This window comes from Nostoc sp. (genome assembly GCF_036917515.1).
Classification (GTDB): domain Bacteria; phylum Cyanobacteriota; class Cyanobacteriia; order Cyanobacteriales; family Nostocaceae; genus Nostoc.
In genome coordinates this window covers 1-16748 of the sequence record NZ_JBALDE010000269.1, presented here as the reverse complement: position 1 = coordinate 16748, position 16748 = coordinate 1, and the positions used below count along the sequence as shown (strand labels likewise).

General features: G+C 41.2%; 11 protein-coding genes and 1 pseudogene. 4 read left to right on the top strand and 8 right to left on the bottom strand.

The genetic code is table 11. The features are described from left to right. The first annotated feature begins 390 nt into the window (after positions 1 to 390). On the top strand, positions 391 to 1374 hold the full coding sequence (locus V7K89_RS34160; protein WP_335195312.1) for an RNA polymerase sigma factor, RpoD/SigA family: 984 nt from the start codon (positions 391 to 393) through the stop codon (positions 1372 to 1374). 462 nt (positions 1375 to 1836) lie between these two features. Here V7K89_RS34160 and V7K89_RS34155 read toward each other — a convergent pair whose 3' ends face one another. Continuing rightward, positions 1837 to 2418, bottom strand: coding sequence for a calcium-binding protein (locus tag V7K89_RS34155; RefSeq protein WP_335195311.1), 582 nt, complete (start codon positions 2416 to 2418; stop codon positions 1837 to 1839). 198 nt (positions 2419 to 2616) lie between these two features. On the opposite strand from V7K89_RS34155, the gene V7K89_RS34150 reads away from it, so the two are divergent. Next, positions 2617 to 4272, top strand: a complete 1656-nt coding sequence (locus V7K89_RS34150; protein WP_335195310.1) for an NB-ARC domain-containing protein — start codon at positions 2617 to 2619, stop codon at positions 4270 to 4272. A 121-nt stretch (positions 4273 to 4393) separates the two neighbouring features. On the opposite strand, the gene V7K89_RS34145 is transcribed toward V7K89_RS34150, so the two are convergent. Continuing rightward, positions 4394 to 6592, bottom strand: a complete 2199-nt coding sequence (locus V7K89_RS34145) for a CHASE2 domain-containing protein (RefSeq protein WP_335195309.1) — start codon at positions 6590 to 6592, stop codon at positions 4394 to 4396. Between the two features lie 181 nt (positions 6593 to 6773). Continuing rightward, positions 6774 to 7058 carry a hypothetical protein gene (locus V7K89_RS34140; protein WP_334913970.1) on the bottom strand — a complete coding sequence of 95 codons (285 nt, stop codon included), beginning with the start codon at positions 7056 to 7058 and terminating at the stop codon, positions 6774 to 6776. A 272-nt stretch (positions 7059 to 7330) separates the two neighbouring features. On the opposite strand from V7K89_RS34140, the gene V7K89_RS34135 reads away from it, so the two are divergent. Further along, the gene (locus tag V7K89_RS34135; RefSeq protein ID WP_335195308.1) at positions 7331 to 7498 is read left to right on the top strand and encodes a hypothetical protein; all 168 of its coding nucleotides are present in this window, start codon (positions 7331 to 7333) and stop codon (positions 7496 to 7498) included. Between the two features lie 59 nt (positions 7499 to 7557). Next, positions 7558 to 10596, top strand: a complete 3039-nt coding sequence (locus V7K89_RS34130; protein ID WP_335195307.1) for a hybrid sensor histidine kinase/response regulator — start codon at positions 7558 to 7560, stop codon at positions 10594 to 10596. A 254-nt stretch (positions 10597 to 10850) separates the two neighbouring features. Here the strand turns inward: V7K89_RS34130 and V7K89_RS34125 are convergent, their stop codons facing one another. The 5 genes and pseudogenes from V7K89_RS34125 to V7K89_RS34105 all read right to left on the bottom strand — a co-directional run. Next, a complete protein-coding gene (locus V7K89_RS34125; RefSeq protein ID WP_335195306.1) occupies positions 10851 to 11888 on the bottom strand; it encodes an aliphatic sulfonate ABC transporter substrate-binding protein in 1038 nt (345 codons plus the stop codon). Positions 11889 to 12101: 213 nt separating this feature from the next. Beyond that, the gene (locus V7K89_RS34120; RefSeq protein ID WP_335195305.1) at positions 12102 to 13187 is read right to left on the bottom strand and encodes a sulfonate ABC transporter substrate-binding protein; all 1086 of its coding nucleotides are present in this window, start codon (positions 13185 to 13187) and stop codon (positions 12102 to 12104) included. Between the two features lie 650 nt (positions 13188 to 13837). Continuing rightward, entirely contained in the window at positions 13838 to 14701 is an 864-nt protein-coding gene (locus tag V7K89_RS34115) for a TauD/TfdA dioxygenase family protein (protein WP_335195304.1), read from the bottom strand. Between the two features lie 36 nt (positions 14702 to 14737). Next, positions 14738 to 15847: an aliphatic sulfonate ABC transporter substrate-binding protein gene (locus V7K89_RS34110; protein WP_335195303.1), complete on the bottom strand. Its 1110-nt coding sequence runs from the start codon at positions 15845 to 15847 to the stop codon at positions 14738 to 14740. 317 nt (positions 15848 to 16164) lie between these two features. Beyond that, a pseudogene (locus V7K89_RS34105) lies at positions 16165 to 16748 on the bottom strand (hypothetical protein); the annotation flags it as partial.

Below are 16748 nucleotides of genomic sequence, written 5' to 3'. Positions count from 1 at the left end.
TCAGCAATTTCGAGGAACTTTAAAAATTTTTTATATAACGGCTGCTTTTAAATTATAATGATAGGTTTTATCTTAAGATAGTTTACTCTTTGCCTGATTTATCGTATCATAAATTAAGTAGAACTCATACCGACTTCGGATTTACCGCTCGGTGTTAGTAACTGTCCAAGAGAAGAATTCTCAAAAATAACCAGCGTGCTTATAAAAAATTGAAAATTTAGGGAAGTAGGGGAACCTATCATTGGGGGCTTACCGTCTTAACAACGGCTGTATCAATTGATTAATTACTTTTGGTAGCTCCCGATATTTCGTGATAGATGTACTACTTTTTCTCATCCAATTTAGTAATAAAACATACATTATCTTTACGAAGTAGAGGACATCGCACCAATGCCTACTGTCAATACACAAACCGAAAACCTCAACACCAAATTCACGGCTGATATGGTGCGAACCTATCTGCGAGAAATTGGTCGTGTACCACTGCTAACCCGTGAACAAGAAATTGTCTTTGGGAAGCAAGTGCAACAAATGATGACGCTCATCGACGCCAAGGAAGTTTTAGCGAAGAAGTTGCAACGCGAACCGGATATGTCAGAGTGGGCTGACTACGTTGAACAATCGGAAACCGATGTGCAACAAACGGTGGCGCAAGGTAAGCGGGCAAAACAAAAAATGATCGAAGCGAATTTGCGCTTGGTCGTCGCTATTGCCAAAAAATACCAAAAGCGAAATATGGAGTTTCTGGATTTAATCCAGGAAGGAACACTAGGATTAGAGCGGGGTGTGGAGAAATTTGACCCGACGAGGGGTTATAAGTTCTCGACTTACGCTTACTGGTGGATTCGCCAAGCAATTACTCGGGCGATCGCTCAACAAGGACGTACTATTCGCTTACCAATCCACATTACCGAGAAACTGAACAAAATCAAAAAAGTGCAGCGCGAGTTGGCTCAAACCTTGGGGCGATCGCCAACTCCAGCTGAAATTGCCAAAGAACTAGAACTAGAACCGACTCAGATTCGCGAGTATCTGAATATGGCTCGTCAACCTGTGTCTTTGGATGTGCGAGTTGGTGAAAACCAGGATACTGAGTTGCAAGAAATGCTCGAAGATGATGGCCCATCACCAGAGTATTACACCAACCAGGAATTCTTACGCCAAGACTTGAACAACCTGCTAGCAGAACTAACCCCGCAACAGCGAGAAGTTGTAGGTTTACGCTTTGGTTTAGAAGATGGTAATGAAATGTCATTGGCAAAAGTGGGTGAGAGATTAAATCTTAGCCGCGAACGCGTCCGTCAGTTAGAGCATCAAGCTTTAGCTCATCTGCGTCGCCGTCGTGCCAATGTCAAAGAATACATTGCTAGCTAAAAATAGAGACGCGAAATTTCGCGTCTCTACGCTACCTTGGTGATGCGCCTCCTGAATTCAGGGGGCGATTTTTTCATGCTGAAAACCAGAAAAATGTGTGCTTGCTTGCCCGCAAATTTTTTATTGCTCATTTTTTATCAGTTTAAAGGTCAAAAGGCTTTGAATTTGAAACCCCCATTCACTAGTAGGGAATGGGGGCTAGGGTGGTTAGGTTTTTGAGGTTCAGATGTGAGCAATAATACTTTTCAAACAACCTCTTAGGAGACTAGGTTAGAGAATGAGAGTGATCAGACTTTTTTCCCCAATTGGAATGCTCCCCCGCAAGTGGATTTTTAACTTCCTTAGTTGTAGATGCAAGAGTGTAAAATCAGATAAATAAAGCTGAGGAGCAAGCTAAAATTACGTTGCTCTAAAGTCATCAAAGATTTGTAACTGTAGAGTTATTTCCCAACTGTAGTAGGACTAGACAAAGCTAAAATAATAGTTGGTTAACTGTATACCAGTCTGATCTTGAACTACTGCTAACAAGTCACCATCATTCTGATATATGAGTGTATCAAGGTCACTAGTTCCCTCATAATTTGCAGTACCAAGATAAAAAGAACTTGCACTTCCTTTCAGTTGGATATAGTCATTCGCAGGATTGTAGTCTTGTATAGTAGCGTAGCCACCTCCCTGATAAAAGTTTCCATCATAGGATGTACCTAAAACGAACCTATCGTAGCCACTGCCACCATTTAAGACATCATATTCATAACTGTTGTAGACAGTTGAGCTAGAACCGTATAAGGTATCGCCATCATCTCCGCCATATAAGGTGTCACTACCAGCTCCGCCATATAAGGTGTCACTACCAGAGTCTCCGTATAAGACGTCGTTACCTGTGTAACCATATAGGTAGTCATTGCCACTATATCCATAGAGGTAATCGTTGTTAGTATTGCCATAGATGGTATCATTTCCCTCATAAGCATAAGCATAATAACTCTCTGAACCAGTGTAGTTCTGATAATCATTTCCACTTGTGCCGAAATAATAAGCCATGTCTCTGCCCTCAATAATTTGGTTACATTCTTGATCGCTCTGATCTTAGATAGATACTAAAGGACTAGTATCAGGTTTGTCGGTCGGAAAAGGTCGGGAAAAGGTCGGGTTCTTTTTCGTAGATTTACGTAAACTTTTGACAAAAAATCAAGTTTATAGTGTGAATATTGTAGTGAGCCTGTATTACTACTGAGAGAAATGACGGTTGAAGAAGCGATCGCAATAGTCGAGCGATTATTGGAACGAGGATGCTTAACGAGAGCGCAAGAGATTGTATTTCGCTACGCTTGGGAAGGGAAAACTTATCTAGAAATGGCGCGAACAGTCACTTATGACCCCGGTCACATCAAAGACGTTGGCTCGGAATTATGGCGATCGCTCTCTCAAGCTTTGGGCGAAAAAGTTACCAAAAATAACCTGCAAGGAGTGCTGAAGCGAACTGCACAGCGACAATCGGACATAAACACTTCCTCAACCTTAAACTTTCAACCTTTTACAAACTATACAAATTGGGGGGAAGCAATCGACGTTTCCCAGTTCTATGGACGTACTACAGAATTAGAAACCCTCAGCCAATGGATTGTGAGAGATCGCGCTCGTGTAGTCACACTATTAGGTATGGGTGGTATGGGCAAAACCGCGCTCTCAGTGAAGTTAGCAGAACAATTGCAAGGAGAATTTGAATATGTGATTTGGCGATCGCTCCGACACGCACCTTTTTTTCACGACAAGGTGACGGAGTGGATCAAAATCCTTTCTGATCAACAAGTTACCATATTGCCTACTTCTCCTTATGAGCAAATTACTTGTTTAATCGAGTATCTCCGCAAATATCGATGCTTGCTGATTCTGGATAATTTCGATACATTATTGGAGCAAGGAAAAGGGACAGGCTGTTACCGTGAAGGCTACGAACCCTACGGCGAACTTCTGTGGCGATTAGGAGAAACTGGGCATCAAAGCTCTGTCCTGCTCACCAGCCAGCAAAAACCTACTGAAGTCGCTGCCTTGGAAGGTGATGGTTTGCCAGTCCGTACCCTTGCTTTATCAGGATTAGAAGTCGCAGCCGGGCAAACAATTCTGAAACTCAAAGGGCTATCAGGCTCCGAGGAAGAAACCCGCCAACTGGTTGAGTGTTACGGTGGTAATCCCCTAGCTTTGAAAATTGCCGCCACTTCCATTCGGGACTTACATGAAGGTAACATTGCCTGCTTCTTTGCCGAAGGCACAACCGTATTTCAGGGCATTGGCAATCTTCTAGAACAACAATTCAAAAGACTCTCCACATCTGAGCAGCTAGTGATGTACTGGCTGGCAATTAATCGGGGCAAGCTTTCCTCGACAGAATTGCAAACAGCTTTCACACCAATATTGCCTAAGCCTAAGTTAATGTCAGTCCTAGAATCTTTACGCTGGCGTAGCTTGATAGAAAGCAATACTGGAGGATTCACACAGCAACCTGTGGTGATGGAATATGTGACAAAGTGCTTGATTGAGCAAGTCTGTGAGGAAATCGTAACAGAATCACCGCAATATCTGCTGACTTATGCTTCGATGCAAGCCCAAGCAAAAGACTACATCCACAATAGTCAAATTCATCTGATTGTAAGACCTATCCTAAATCAACTACGAATAACTCTTGGCTCTGCTGGTCAGCTTGAGGATAAACTTGGCAGACTAGTTAGAAAGCTCCAAAATGAAAAACCCTATCCACAAGGGGATGAAGTTTTTAGGTATGGGGAATGGGATAAGGAGATAAGAGGGGGCGGTAACAAGGCAGACTCAAACCATGTTTGGGCAGTTGCAGTGCACTCCAGATTGTCAACAAACGTTGAGACCAGCCTGCACTTATGAAGGCATGATTATTACTAGGGTGACAGGGTTGACTGAAGCAGAGGTAGTAACTTTAAAAACTTTAGAAGCGCTAGAAGTGGATTGATGCATGTCCCTATCCCCAATTCCTAGTTCAATTAGTTTAAAAACGTTTTAAATCTTGTAAAACTGCGGTGGCTGATTGATAGCGATCGCTAAAATGATAGCAAACCATTTTATCTAAAATTGCCGCTAATTCTTCACTCACTTGTACCGTTTGTCGCCACATCACATTTCCTGTTTCTGGATCTGGGTGGAGTTCTTGCGGTAGTATCCCAGTTATGGCTTGAATCGCAATCATTCCTAAAGCATAAATGTCACTGCATAAGCGGGGATGACCGGCAAATTGTTCTGGAGGTGTATAACCCCGTGTCCCAATGGCTACTGTGGCTAATTCTGTTTGCTCGCTACTCGACGGTTGCATCAATTTGACAGCACCAAAGTCAATCAATACCAGCCGATTATTTTGAACGCATCTAATAATATTAGTCGGTTTGAGGTCGCGATGAATCACTCGATGTTGATGAATAAATTCTAGAACTTCTAAAACTTGTTTGAGCATTTCCATCACAAATGATTCGTTTTGCACATTTTGTACAGGTGGTAATTCTTCGCTTAGGGTATGCCCCTCGATATATTGTTGAATTAAATAAAATTCTTGGTTATCTTCAAAATAAGCAAGTAGTTCAGGAATCTGATGATGTTTACCCAAAGTTTCTAAAATTTCAGCTTCACTATGAAACAACCTGCGAGCCACTTGCAAAAATCGTGTATCTTGACGGGCTGGCATTAACTTTTTAACTACACAAGTAGGATTACCCGGTCGTTGAGTATCCTGTGCTAAATAAGTGCGACCAAATCCACCCGCACCGAGAGTTTGAGAGATTTTATAGCGTCCACTCAAAAGCAAATCACCTGATTTTGTTTCTGGTGAATCAATTGGGGGAAGAAAGTCAATAGACGAGTCGGGAAGTGCTGTTTTATCTTCTAAGAGTACATTTAATTGAGCGATCGCTTCTTGTTGTTTTTCAACTTGCAGAACAATCACCTGAGTTTGCCGTTGATTTTGATAGCTAGTATAAGCAATTATACAAATACTACTAATCACCAAAGTAAGAGCAGAAGGGATTAATGGTACCCATCCGGCTTGCAAAAACAAAGCAATGCAGATTACTACTAAGCCAAGTAGAGTTGTCGTTCCCACTACTAGCAATAGCAACGGATTTTGCCACCGCCATGCTAAAAAACTACCTAATAGCGACCAGCCCCACACCCAAATAAGTTCTGCCCAGTCGGGCCAATACCAAATCAAAGGTCGCCTATCCAATACTGTGCTGATCAGTTGACTTGCTATCTGTGCATGAATAAATAGAGCAGGCATTCTGGCTGGTTGATCTGGCAAAACGCTGTAGGGCGTATAAAACCCACCTGGAGGGATATTAGCTGCCGTAGTGCCAATAATTACCAGACGGTCTTTGAATAAACTGGGGTTAACTTGGCCGCTAAGTACATCTGTAAGGGTTACTTTGTCGGCGAGGCTATTGGGATGATGGTAATTTAATAATATTTGATAGCCCTGTGCATCCAAATGTTGGTAGCCACCAGAATTAGGTTGTAAACGCGAAAACAGGGTTTTACCTAACAGAAAATCTCCTTTTTTAGTGAAATCGTATTCAATACCTTGTTTTTCCAGATAATTAATTGCAATTAATGCACCAAATGCAAATGATGTTGTACATTTCTTGTCTGTAGAGTTAGCAAATAACAAACTGCGGCGGAGAATTTGGTCGTTTTCATTATCAGCAACCACATCGCTAAACCCAACATTATCTATAGGAGTATTCGGCGGTGGGGGAATTTCATCTCTACCCAAGCTGCTGAACAAACAGGTGCTGACAATGTTATCTTGATTTTGGAGATTAGCCGCCAAATTACTGTCTTCTGGTCGGAAAAGATATAAACCAACAATTCGCGGTTGATAAGACTCTATTTTCTTCAATAGCTGATTGATTGTCCGATCTGATAGAGGCCATTTCTCTTGTTTAAGATCCTTATCAGTGATTGTTACTAGCAAAATCCGCCGATCGGGTGCTTGTGCGGGACGCGATCGCAACATCTGGTCATAAACTCTCAACTCCCAAGGCTGTAACCATTTGAGTTCCCGAACTCCCCAGATAAAGGCGGTGACTCCTACACTGGTAACACAAATTACTTTTATCCAGCTTTTACTCTTAGAAGTTTCACGGGAATCCTGAACTTTGACAAAAGGTACACGGAGTTTTTCTAATAGTCTACTAATCACGGCATTGAGGCGGTAGCCTGAATTGGGTAGATGTTGCAGGCGCAGAAGTCAATTTTCGGAATCTAGGTTAAAAGCTAGTTAACCTAAAGCTTTTATTAATGTAGCAATTTACTTGCTAATTAGAGACTTTGACGTATTCCTACTTTTAACGCCCAGTGTCAACTATAGAATCAGACAAGCACTAATCATCTGTTTGAGATGTTTGAACATCTTCAACAGGACTGGTAATTGGGAAAGAAATCGGATTAGTAGATGGAGTTAGTGAATCTAACTGGGGTTGTTCAAGCGATGCTTCAATGCTTGAATCAGCTAAATAGGAGCCAACAATTTTATCATAGTTAGAAGCAACAGCTAAAAAAGCGCCACCCAAAATATAGATAGGTAATGGCAGATTAAATTCTTGCAACCAGTCAAACAGTTCCGCCAAGGCAAACAGCACCAAAAAGCAGGCAAGCCAAACTTTCATATTCTTATCCCCTAAATTGAAACAATTCTATTACTAGCTTAAATAGCTTGCATGAGAGTTGATGTAATACATAATCACCAACTTACAAGAAAGCAGAGGGACAAAGGAGAAAATGATTTTCGGTACAAGCCCCGCCTCTTGTAGGCAATCTTCTTTCTCCTCTGCTTCCCTGCCTCTTCTTGATAACCTCTATAACCTTAGATGGGTGCAGTTAGAGCTATAGCATCTGCTATATTGCATTAGAAAAATAAAAAGATATTTAAATTGAGCTTATGCCAACGATAGAACAACCAAGGATTGCACAATTGGTTTGTGAGACTTGGCAGTGGCTCAAATTTACACAGGTAAAACTGGCAACGATATTAGGGGTTCCGCTCCACACTAGAATCGATGGAAAAATAGACGATACAACCTTCACTACTGGCGATGAAACAAATTAAAGAACTATTACAGCAGATGGCAGAACCCGATGAGTCGCTTTTAGCCAAATACTTTTAAAATGAGTGAGAACCTGAAAGCTCAAGAGGTTATTGAATTGCAGCAATATTTGAGCGAACAGCAAGCTGCACTGCGCGATAGTGAAGCACGTTACCGTTCACTGGCAGAGGCAAGCGCATCAATTGTCTGGAGGGCAGCACCTTGGGGCAACGTTATTGATGATATTCCAACTTGGCAGGCGTTCACAGGGCAAAGTCCCGAACAATATAAAGGATGGGGTTGGGTTGAGGCACTGCACCCAGAAGATCGTACCTCGATAGCGGAAATTTGGAAACAGGCATTTCCTACACGCAGTGTTGCAGTTGCTGAGTATCGTGTTCTACGGCATGACGGCGAATACCGTTATATGAATATACGCGGTGTGCCCATACTCGACGAAACAGGCGAAATCCGCGAATGGGTAGGAATGTGCGTCGATATTACCGAACGCAAGCAGGCTGAGAGCAAACTACGTGAGAGTGAAGCGCGTTTTCGGTTGCTGGCTGAGAATTCAACTGATATTATTTCCCGCCATACAGTCGATGGAATTCTTCTCTACGTTTCACCAGCTTGCTACACAGTGCTGGGATATCAACCAGAGGAATTAGTCGATCATCCTAGCCATGAGTTAGTCCACCCTGACGATTTGGTAGAGATTGCGAGAAACTACCCAGTAAAAGGCGATTTACCAGATATTTATACCATTACTCACCGTGCACGTCACCAAGAAGGACATTATATCTGGTTGGAAACAACTGTTCGAGCTATCCGCAATCGCCAAACTCAACAAATTTTAGAGATGCAAGCGTCTTCGCGAGATATTACTAAGCGCAAGCAGGTGGAAGAGGAGCAGCGTTTTCTGGCTGAGGCTAGTGGGATTTTGGCTGCATCATTGGACTACGAGACAACCTTAGCAGGTTTAGCGCGTTTGGCTGTGCCGGAAATCGCTGATTGGTGCTTAGTTGATATCATTAGTGACAATCAATTACTGCATCGGGTTGCAGCAGCCCATGCCAATCCAGAGAAACAAGAATTGGTAGAACAGTTACAAAATTATCCGCCTGATTTGACCCAAACAGCAGGTGTTGCTGAGGTAATACAAACAGGCAAATCACAAATTACTCATTTTATTTCTGATCAACAGATCCAAGGGTTAACCTACAACGCCAGTCACTTGAAAATATTGCAAGAATTAAATCCGACATCTGGTATGAGTGTACCGCTAATCCTTCGGGGACGGGTGTTGGGAGTTATGACTTTGATATCTTCCTCAGGTCGTTGCTACGACACCAAAAGCTTGATGTTAGCTGAGGAGTTGGCCGGCCGGGCGGCGATCGCAGTTGATAATGCCCGACTCTACAGAGAAGCACAGCAATCTCAACAGGCGGCTTTACACGTAGCATCTCGCATTACCCGTCTGCAAGCGATTACCGCTGCCCTTTCGGAATCTCTAACTCCGACACAAGTCGCTGAAGTAATTGTAGAGCAAGGTATAGCGGCTTTGGGAGCTAGCTTTGTTTTTGTCGCACTACTGACTCAAAGCGGCACTGAATTAGAAATTGTCCGAACTGTTGGCGATCAACAAGAAATAATCGATTCATCGCGTCGATTCTCGATTAATGCACCCGCGCCACTCGCAGAAGCAGTAAGAACTAAGCAACCTATTTGGCAAAGGCCAACCGAAACAAGGGTGGCTCGTTACTCAAATCTGGCTCAGGAATACGCCCAGTACAACTATAGCGCTTGGATTTCGATTCCATTGATCATCGAGGGACGAGCTATCGGGGGAATGTCTCTAGCTTTTACCGAGATTCAGAAGTTTAATCAAGACGATCGAGCCTTTATGCTGGCACTAGCACAGCAGTGCGCTCAAGCGATGGAACGTGCCCGCCTATACGAGGCAGAGCAAACTGCCCGGAAAGCAGCAGAAAACGCCAACCGGATAAAAGACGAGTTTCTGGCAGTACTTTCTCATGAATTGCGATCGCCACTCAACCCAATTTTAGGTTGGTCAAAGCTACTCCAAACCAAAAAACTTGATGAAAAAACAATTCCTCAAGCGCTGAAGACTATTGAGCGAAATGCGAAGTTACAGGCTCAACTGATTGAAGACTTACTCGATATCTCGCGGATTTTACAAGGTAAAATCAGCTTGAATATCTATCCAGTCGATCTGACATCTGTGATTTCCGCAGCGATGGAGACAGTACGGCTATCGGCAGAAGCTAAGTCAATTGAGATGCACATCAGCCTGGAACCAAATTTGGGACAAGTTTTGGGAGACTCCAGCCGATTGCAGCAAATCGTTTGGAACCTGCTCTCAAATGCAGTTAAGTTTACACCAGAGGGCGGACGGGTTGATATTCGACTATCATCATGTTCTAAGTCAAATTCCAACTCAGCAATCATTCAAGTCAGCGACACAGGTAAAGGCATCGACCCCAATTTTCTGCCTTACGTGTTTGAATATTTTCGCCAAGAGAACAGCAGCACCACTAGAAAATTTGGTGGATTGGGGTTAGGATTAGCGATTGTCCGTCACTTAGTCGAACTGCATGGCGGCACAGTCCAGGTAGAAAGTGAGGGCGAAGATCAGGGGGCAACTTTTACTGTCAGATTACCGTTAATCCAAAATCAATTAGAGATTAAACAAGACAGTAGTCACTCTGAGCCATCCTCAAATTTAAATGGTGTGAAAATTTTAGTAGTAGATGATGATACAGATACGCGAGAATTTATTGTCTTCTTACTAGAGCAATATGGGGCAAATGTGACAGCAGTAACATCAGCCAATGAAGCTTTAGTGACTTTAGCCCAATCCTTGCCAGATATACTTTTAAGCGATATTGGGATGCCAGAAGTGGATGGATGTATGTTCATGCGACAGTTGAGAACACTGCCACCAGAGCAGGGAGGGCAAATTCGAGCGATCGCACTTACCGCCTATGCTGGAGAAATGAACGCTCAACAGGTGCTAAGAGCCGGATTTAACAAGCATATTGCCAAACCAGTAGAGCCAAGCGAGTTAGTAGATGCGATCGCTACCTTAATCGCTGAATAAACCTGCTACCTGTTCACCGTTACTTGATACGTTGAGTAGAACATTTTAGTTAAAACTAATTGTCAATCTCAAATCATATCTGTAAAAAGATTCGCGATCGCTTGTTCCTTCCTCGGTTTTTACTTAACCAGACAATAGGCTTAACAAGTTAGTTGAGCAACTTGTTAAGCCCCTTGTTAAAGTTAGGCAAACTTCCGCTACAGTGTAATAGCTAGCCAAGTTAATAGCTGAATAAACCTGCTACCTGTTTACCGTTAATTGATATTACTAGGTATGATCGCTTTATATTCTAGATCAGAAAGAATCCCTTGTTTGATATCAATCTTACGCGAGATGACTTTTTCATCAAAATAAAAATCAGCAACGCGCTGCTGTTCAGCAATGATCGCAGGTGTAATTTTTCTCAATTTATAAGTACGACGGCTTGCCACCTTTAGTGCAACTGCTGGAGTTAATTTCTGTTCATCAACTAAAATTTTGGCATAATCGCTTGGGTTTTTTTCAGCCGCTTCTCCTACCTTCTCTGCTTCCTCTAAAAACACTCGCACCAATTGCGGATTTTGGGTGACAAATGCACGCCTGCCAATATAAAACCCGTTGAGAGTGTTAATTCCGGCTGCATTTCTCAGATTCCGAATCGGGGTAGTACTTTCCACAGCAGCTAAAAGGGGATCGCCACCCACCCAGGCGTCAGCCTTGTTTTGAATAAAGGCATCGCGGGCCTCAGTTGGAGTCAAAGCAACGATTTGAATATCGCTAATTTTTAACCCTACCTCTTTCAACGCTTTTGTTAGTAAATACTGTGCATTGGAACCTACCTGAAAAGCAATTTTCTTACCTTTAAGATCCGCTACTTTCTTAATGGGAGAATTAGCTTTTACCACAATACCTTGGTTTGTACCATCAGTGGGCGTGCGTCCAGTAAGATAAACAACTTCAGGGATGAGGCCTGGGCGTGCAGCTTGGTCAAATATTGGAGGTGTCTCTCCCACATTACCGATATCCACCTTACCTTCATTCAGCGCTTTTATCAATTGCGGCCCTGCTGCAAATGGCCCAACCCAATTCACGGTTACACCCAATGCTTGGAAACGTGGCTCAACAGTTTTTTTGGACTTGACAATATCACCAGAACTTTGATACGCCAAATTAATTACTTTGGCAGGCACCGCTTGAGTGCTTTGCATAAGACTACCAGCCAAGGGAGATAATAAAGTAAACAGTCCCAATGCAGAATATTGGACAACACGCTTTAAGACTGTACGGCGTTGTGGTTGAAATGACTTGTTCATCAGTTGTGATTTTCCTTGTAAGTTTTAACTTTTACGTTGTCAGTCTTACTTTATTTCAGCAAGTAAGATAATAGGAAGTTGCTATTTAAACCTCCTAAAACACCAAGTTATGATGAAAATTTGAGATTATGCTAATTTAACAAATCTCCTTTTTCATTTAGTAAATTGGTATTCTAGTTTGTTTAAAAAAACAAACTTTATATCTAATATTCTCTACTTTTCACTTATCAGTGTTGGTGGAGTAATAGCTGCATATTCTTGAGGCGTGAGCAATGCTTCCTGAACATCAATCTTTTTAGGTAATATTTTTTCGTTATAAAACAAATCAGCAACTCTTTGTTGAACTTGCATTAGTTCTGGAGTGATTCCTCTGAGTCGATAATTAGCACGGCTAGAAATTACTTCCTGAATAGGTAAATCAATTTTAAGTACAGGTGCTATGAGTTTGGCTACTTCTTTACGATTCACTTCTGCCCATTGACCATTTTTATCAATTTCTTCTAGGATGATCCGAACTAATTCGGGATTTTCTTTAGTAAACTCACGTGTTCCTATGTAATACCCGCCTGGAGTGCCAATATTTGTAGCATCTCGCAGTACACGCGCACCATAGAGTTTTTCTACCAAAGCTAAATGAGGATCGCCAGTTACCCAAACTGGAATAGTTCCCTGAATAAATGCACCACGTGCTTCAACATTGGGCATACTCAGAACTTTGATATCACTATATTTTAGATTCACCTCTTCTAAAGCTTTGATAATAAAATAGTGAGAAGCCGAACCTTTTTGAAAGACTACTTTTTGACCTTTAATTTGAGCTAAAGTTTTAATTGGAGAACCTTTTGGAACTGCGATCGCACTACCTTTACCAGAATTAGGACCAAGTCTTCTACCAGCCAAATAGATAATTTTTGCACCCGCAGCTTGAGCAAATATGGGAGGCGTTTCTCCAACTGAGCCAATATCAATTTTGCCCACATTCATCGCTTCCATAAGTTGTGGTCCTTGAGCAAATTGTGACCACTCTACTTTTAAGCCCAAAGGCTCCAAACGTTTTTCTAAAACTCCTCTGACTCTAACTAAATCACCAGAGCTTTGATACCCTATTCGCAGTAACTTTGTTTTAAAAGTTATAGTTTTAGCCCCTACTGGTTCTGCTTTCGGCTCAGTTCCTGTATTTGTGTTAGATATAGTTGACGTACAACTGATTAAAGTAGTAGATACTAGAAAACCAGATATTGTAAACAAGGCAAGTTTACTGATGACTGTTGTCTTAGATTTCACGAAGCTTTTAAACATTTTTGCACCTCAATTTTTGATGGAATACTGGTATAAAACCATCGTTGAATAAATGAAAATATCCAATTTTTTAAAGTTAATTACAATAATTTACTTATTAGATTTAATTGAATCAGGTGTGAATGCTGTATATTCTTTTGGAGTAAGTACTCCATCTTTGACATTAACTTTTTTTGGTAGAAGTCCTTGTGCATACCACAAACATTAATAAAGATATATGTTTAGGCTCAATTTTATATTTGGCTTCTATAGGTTTAATATTTAAGCTGTACTCATTTACCATTTTGGTATTTATAGTTTTTGATTGCGGAGTTTTATTGCTATACAAATTTAGCCTTTGCAAAGATTTTAAAAGCTCCATAATACATATTTAATATAGTTAAATTTAATGATTTTTGTGGTAGCGTTTTTAATGAGTACTAACAACTATCAATTTCAGTTTAGAGTGTATCAAGTTTAGTCTGAAAATAAAGTATTCATTAACACTTGTTTTGAAGAAAAAAATATTTTTTTACTATTTTTTATTTACAAACATAGAGTACTATTTTCAGACAAGTTTTATTGGTCAATAGTCCAGAATAACTTTTGACTATTGACCAATAAAATGTATATTTAAACGCCCATTAGCTTAATCTTCTGAGTTATAAATCCTAAAAGGGACGACTACCTGCGAGGCTAACCCGCTTTAATACTCGTCGCTCATTCGGATTAAATGCTTGGCGGTAATGTAAGGTAGCTTGATTATCCCAGTAGACAATATCGCCTACAGACCATTTGTGTTGGTAGTAGAATTTTGGTTGATTTAGATGTTGCCTCAACTGTTCAATCAGTTTAGATCCTTCTTCTGGCTCTAACCCGACAATTTCCACTTCTGTAGCAGCATCTAAGTAAAGATGCTTTTTACCACTCTCTGGATGGGTTCTAACTAAAGGATGGGGAAAAACAGGACTGATTAAAGGAATACTCTTATCCAAACGATATAAAGGGCGCGGTGCATTCCGGTCTTGTAAGAATGGGTTGTAAGTAATTAACTGTAAATCTGCAATCCGTTCTTTTGTGGCTTCATCTAATGCCTCATAGGCTAAATTGGTATTTAACCAATAAGTATCTCCACCTTGAGAAGGTATTTCTAAGGCATAAAGAAGTGAACCGCTAGATGGGGTAGGAGTCCATTTGTGGTCAGAATGGAAAGTCAGTTCTCCAGTACCGGTATAGCCGCCATCGACGTTGGAAATCGGAATCACCACTGGGGTTTCTCCGGGTTTAGAAGCTAAGACTGGAGTTTCATCAGATGGTACAAACAGTGCACCAAAGTATAGAGCGAAGTTCAAAAGCTGTTCATCAGAGAGCTTTTGGTCTTTGAAAATCAAGATGTGGCGATCGCGCAGTGCTTGCTTAAGTTGTAATATAACTTCAGGTGCGATCGCTTGACTGGCATCAAAATCGGTAACTATAGCTCCCAAAGGGGCATCTACAGCACTAATTTTAACCTTTGTCAAAGTCGAGGTAGCCATAATACTCTCCTATGCTTTAATTTCTTCTTCAGATAATTACTTATTCGCTAGAACGTCAGAGGGAGTAATTTTGGTGTATTCTTCAGGCGTTAAAAAGCCATCTCTAACATTTACCTTTTTGGGGATAAGTCCGAGGTTGTACCACTTATCTGCAACTTGCTGTTGCTTAATAATAGTTTTCTCGGTTATTGGTACTAGCCCATAATCATATTTCTTATGCATTATTTCTAAAGTCGGCGGATCTAGCTGAGTTACAGGAGCAAGCAGTTGTGCTACTTCTTTGGGATGATCCTTAGTCCAGATTTCTGTTTTTTCTAGCTCCTCTAAAAACACTTTGATTACATCAGGATGAGCCTGATAAAATTGGCGTGAGGTTGAGTAAAAGTTGCCTGTATCCCTCAACTTCCCGCCATCTGCTAAAACACGAGCGATTTTATTTTGTACATTTCTAGTAGCAAATGGCTCCCAAATATACCAAGCATCCACTTTATTCTGACTGAATGCCGCATTTGCATCTGCTGGAGGTAAAAAAACTGATTTGACATCGCTCAGTTTCAATCCTGCATCTTCTAATGCTTTAACTAATAGGTAGTGACCAATAGAAGCTTTCTGAAAAGCCACTTTTTTACCCTTCAAATCCCTAACAGTTTTAATCGGAGAGTTTACAGGAACTAAAAGTGAAATAGATTTACCACTAGGACGTGTAGTAGCTAGATAAACAAGAGGTGCTCCTGCTGCTTGGGAAAATACAGGAGGCGATTCGGCTGTAGATGCGATATCCAGTCCATTTGCATTTACGACTTCTAGCTGTTGTGGGCCAGCCGCAAACTCAGCCCACTGCACTTTAAAACCTAGAGGCTCTAATCGCTTTTCTAAGGAACCCTGTTTTTCTAAAGCTGCTAAAGCGGTAAGTTGTTTTGAACGTACAATCCGCACTACTTGTTTCTCAGTTGATTTCTCTGTAGTGCTAGATGAAACTACAGATTCAGGAGAAACTGTTGACTGTTGAGCATTATTTTTGGCTTCACTACAACTCGATAGAGTCGTCGATAGCATTAAGCAGTAGCCCAGAGCAAATAATAAAGAACGACGTGTTGTTATCGTCGGGCTTTTTCTGAATTCAAACTTTCCTTTTAAAGCTGGCATGGGTTGTTTTATTGATTTTCCTCTAAGTGGTTAAAACAGTGATGATTAATTGCAATATCAAAAAACAAAAAATCTTTTTTATTAAGTTATTTACAAATTAAAATAACTATTTTTTTATTTGTAATTTTTAAACTTTATCTATGAAATTAAGAAAGAGAGTGGGTAGAACCCACCCTGAAACGACTCGAGGAAGTGAGAATTTAATAGTTAGGAGGCAAAAATGTAGGAAGTGGAGTGAGAAAGACCCACTCCAATGTTGTGCTAGTGGAAGATCAAAACTTGGGAGTAAAACTCTGTCTTGTTCGTGTTCAATTTTGCTAGTGCTTCCAAGCGACTAGGATTGTAGATTTGAGTTCTTCTGTAAAATGTCCAGACGGCTCAACTGCTAGTAGAGCTTCTCTAAGATCCTTTTCAAATGCTGGGGCGTTATCGCCATAGAAAATTTTCAGAGAGAAGGCTGTAGTGTATAAGTAGCCAAGATAGCTATCGACAGTCCAAGATTTTTCAAATGGTACTTCATAGGTTTCTTGACGAGCAAAAGCCGAATTGGCAATTACAACTTCATGGGGAGGATCGACTGGCTTACGAGTCCCTTGTCCTCGTTGTCCAGTTCGGCGTTCTTCACCTAACCATTTCTTTACTACTCCAACAGCAGCTTGTTTCCAAGGTAAATTGCTTTCCCAAGGATTATCACCAGTCTGAAGCAGTGCTAGTCCACCATCATCAGTAAGCAATTCATCAAGGCGTTCAAGTACTAATTCGCGTTCCATCCAGTGGAAGGCTCTACCAATAGTGGTTAACTTAAATTTCCGGCGTTGCATAAGTGCGGGATGAATCAGGTTAACACGGGTATTTTCCCGTACTTCAAGTAATGAAGTAATAATCGAATTGAATACTTCAG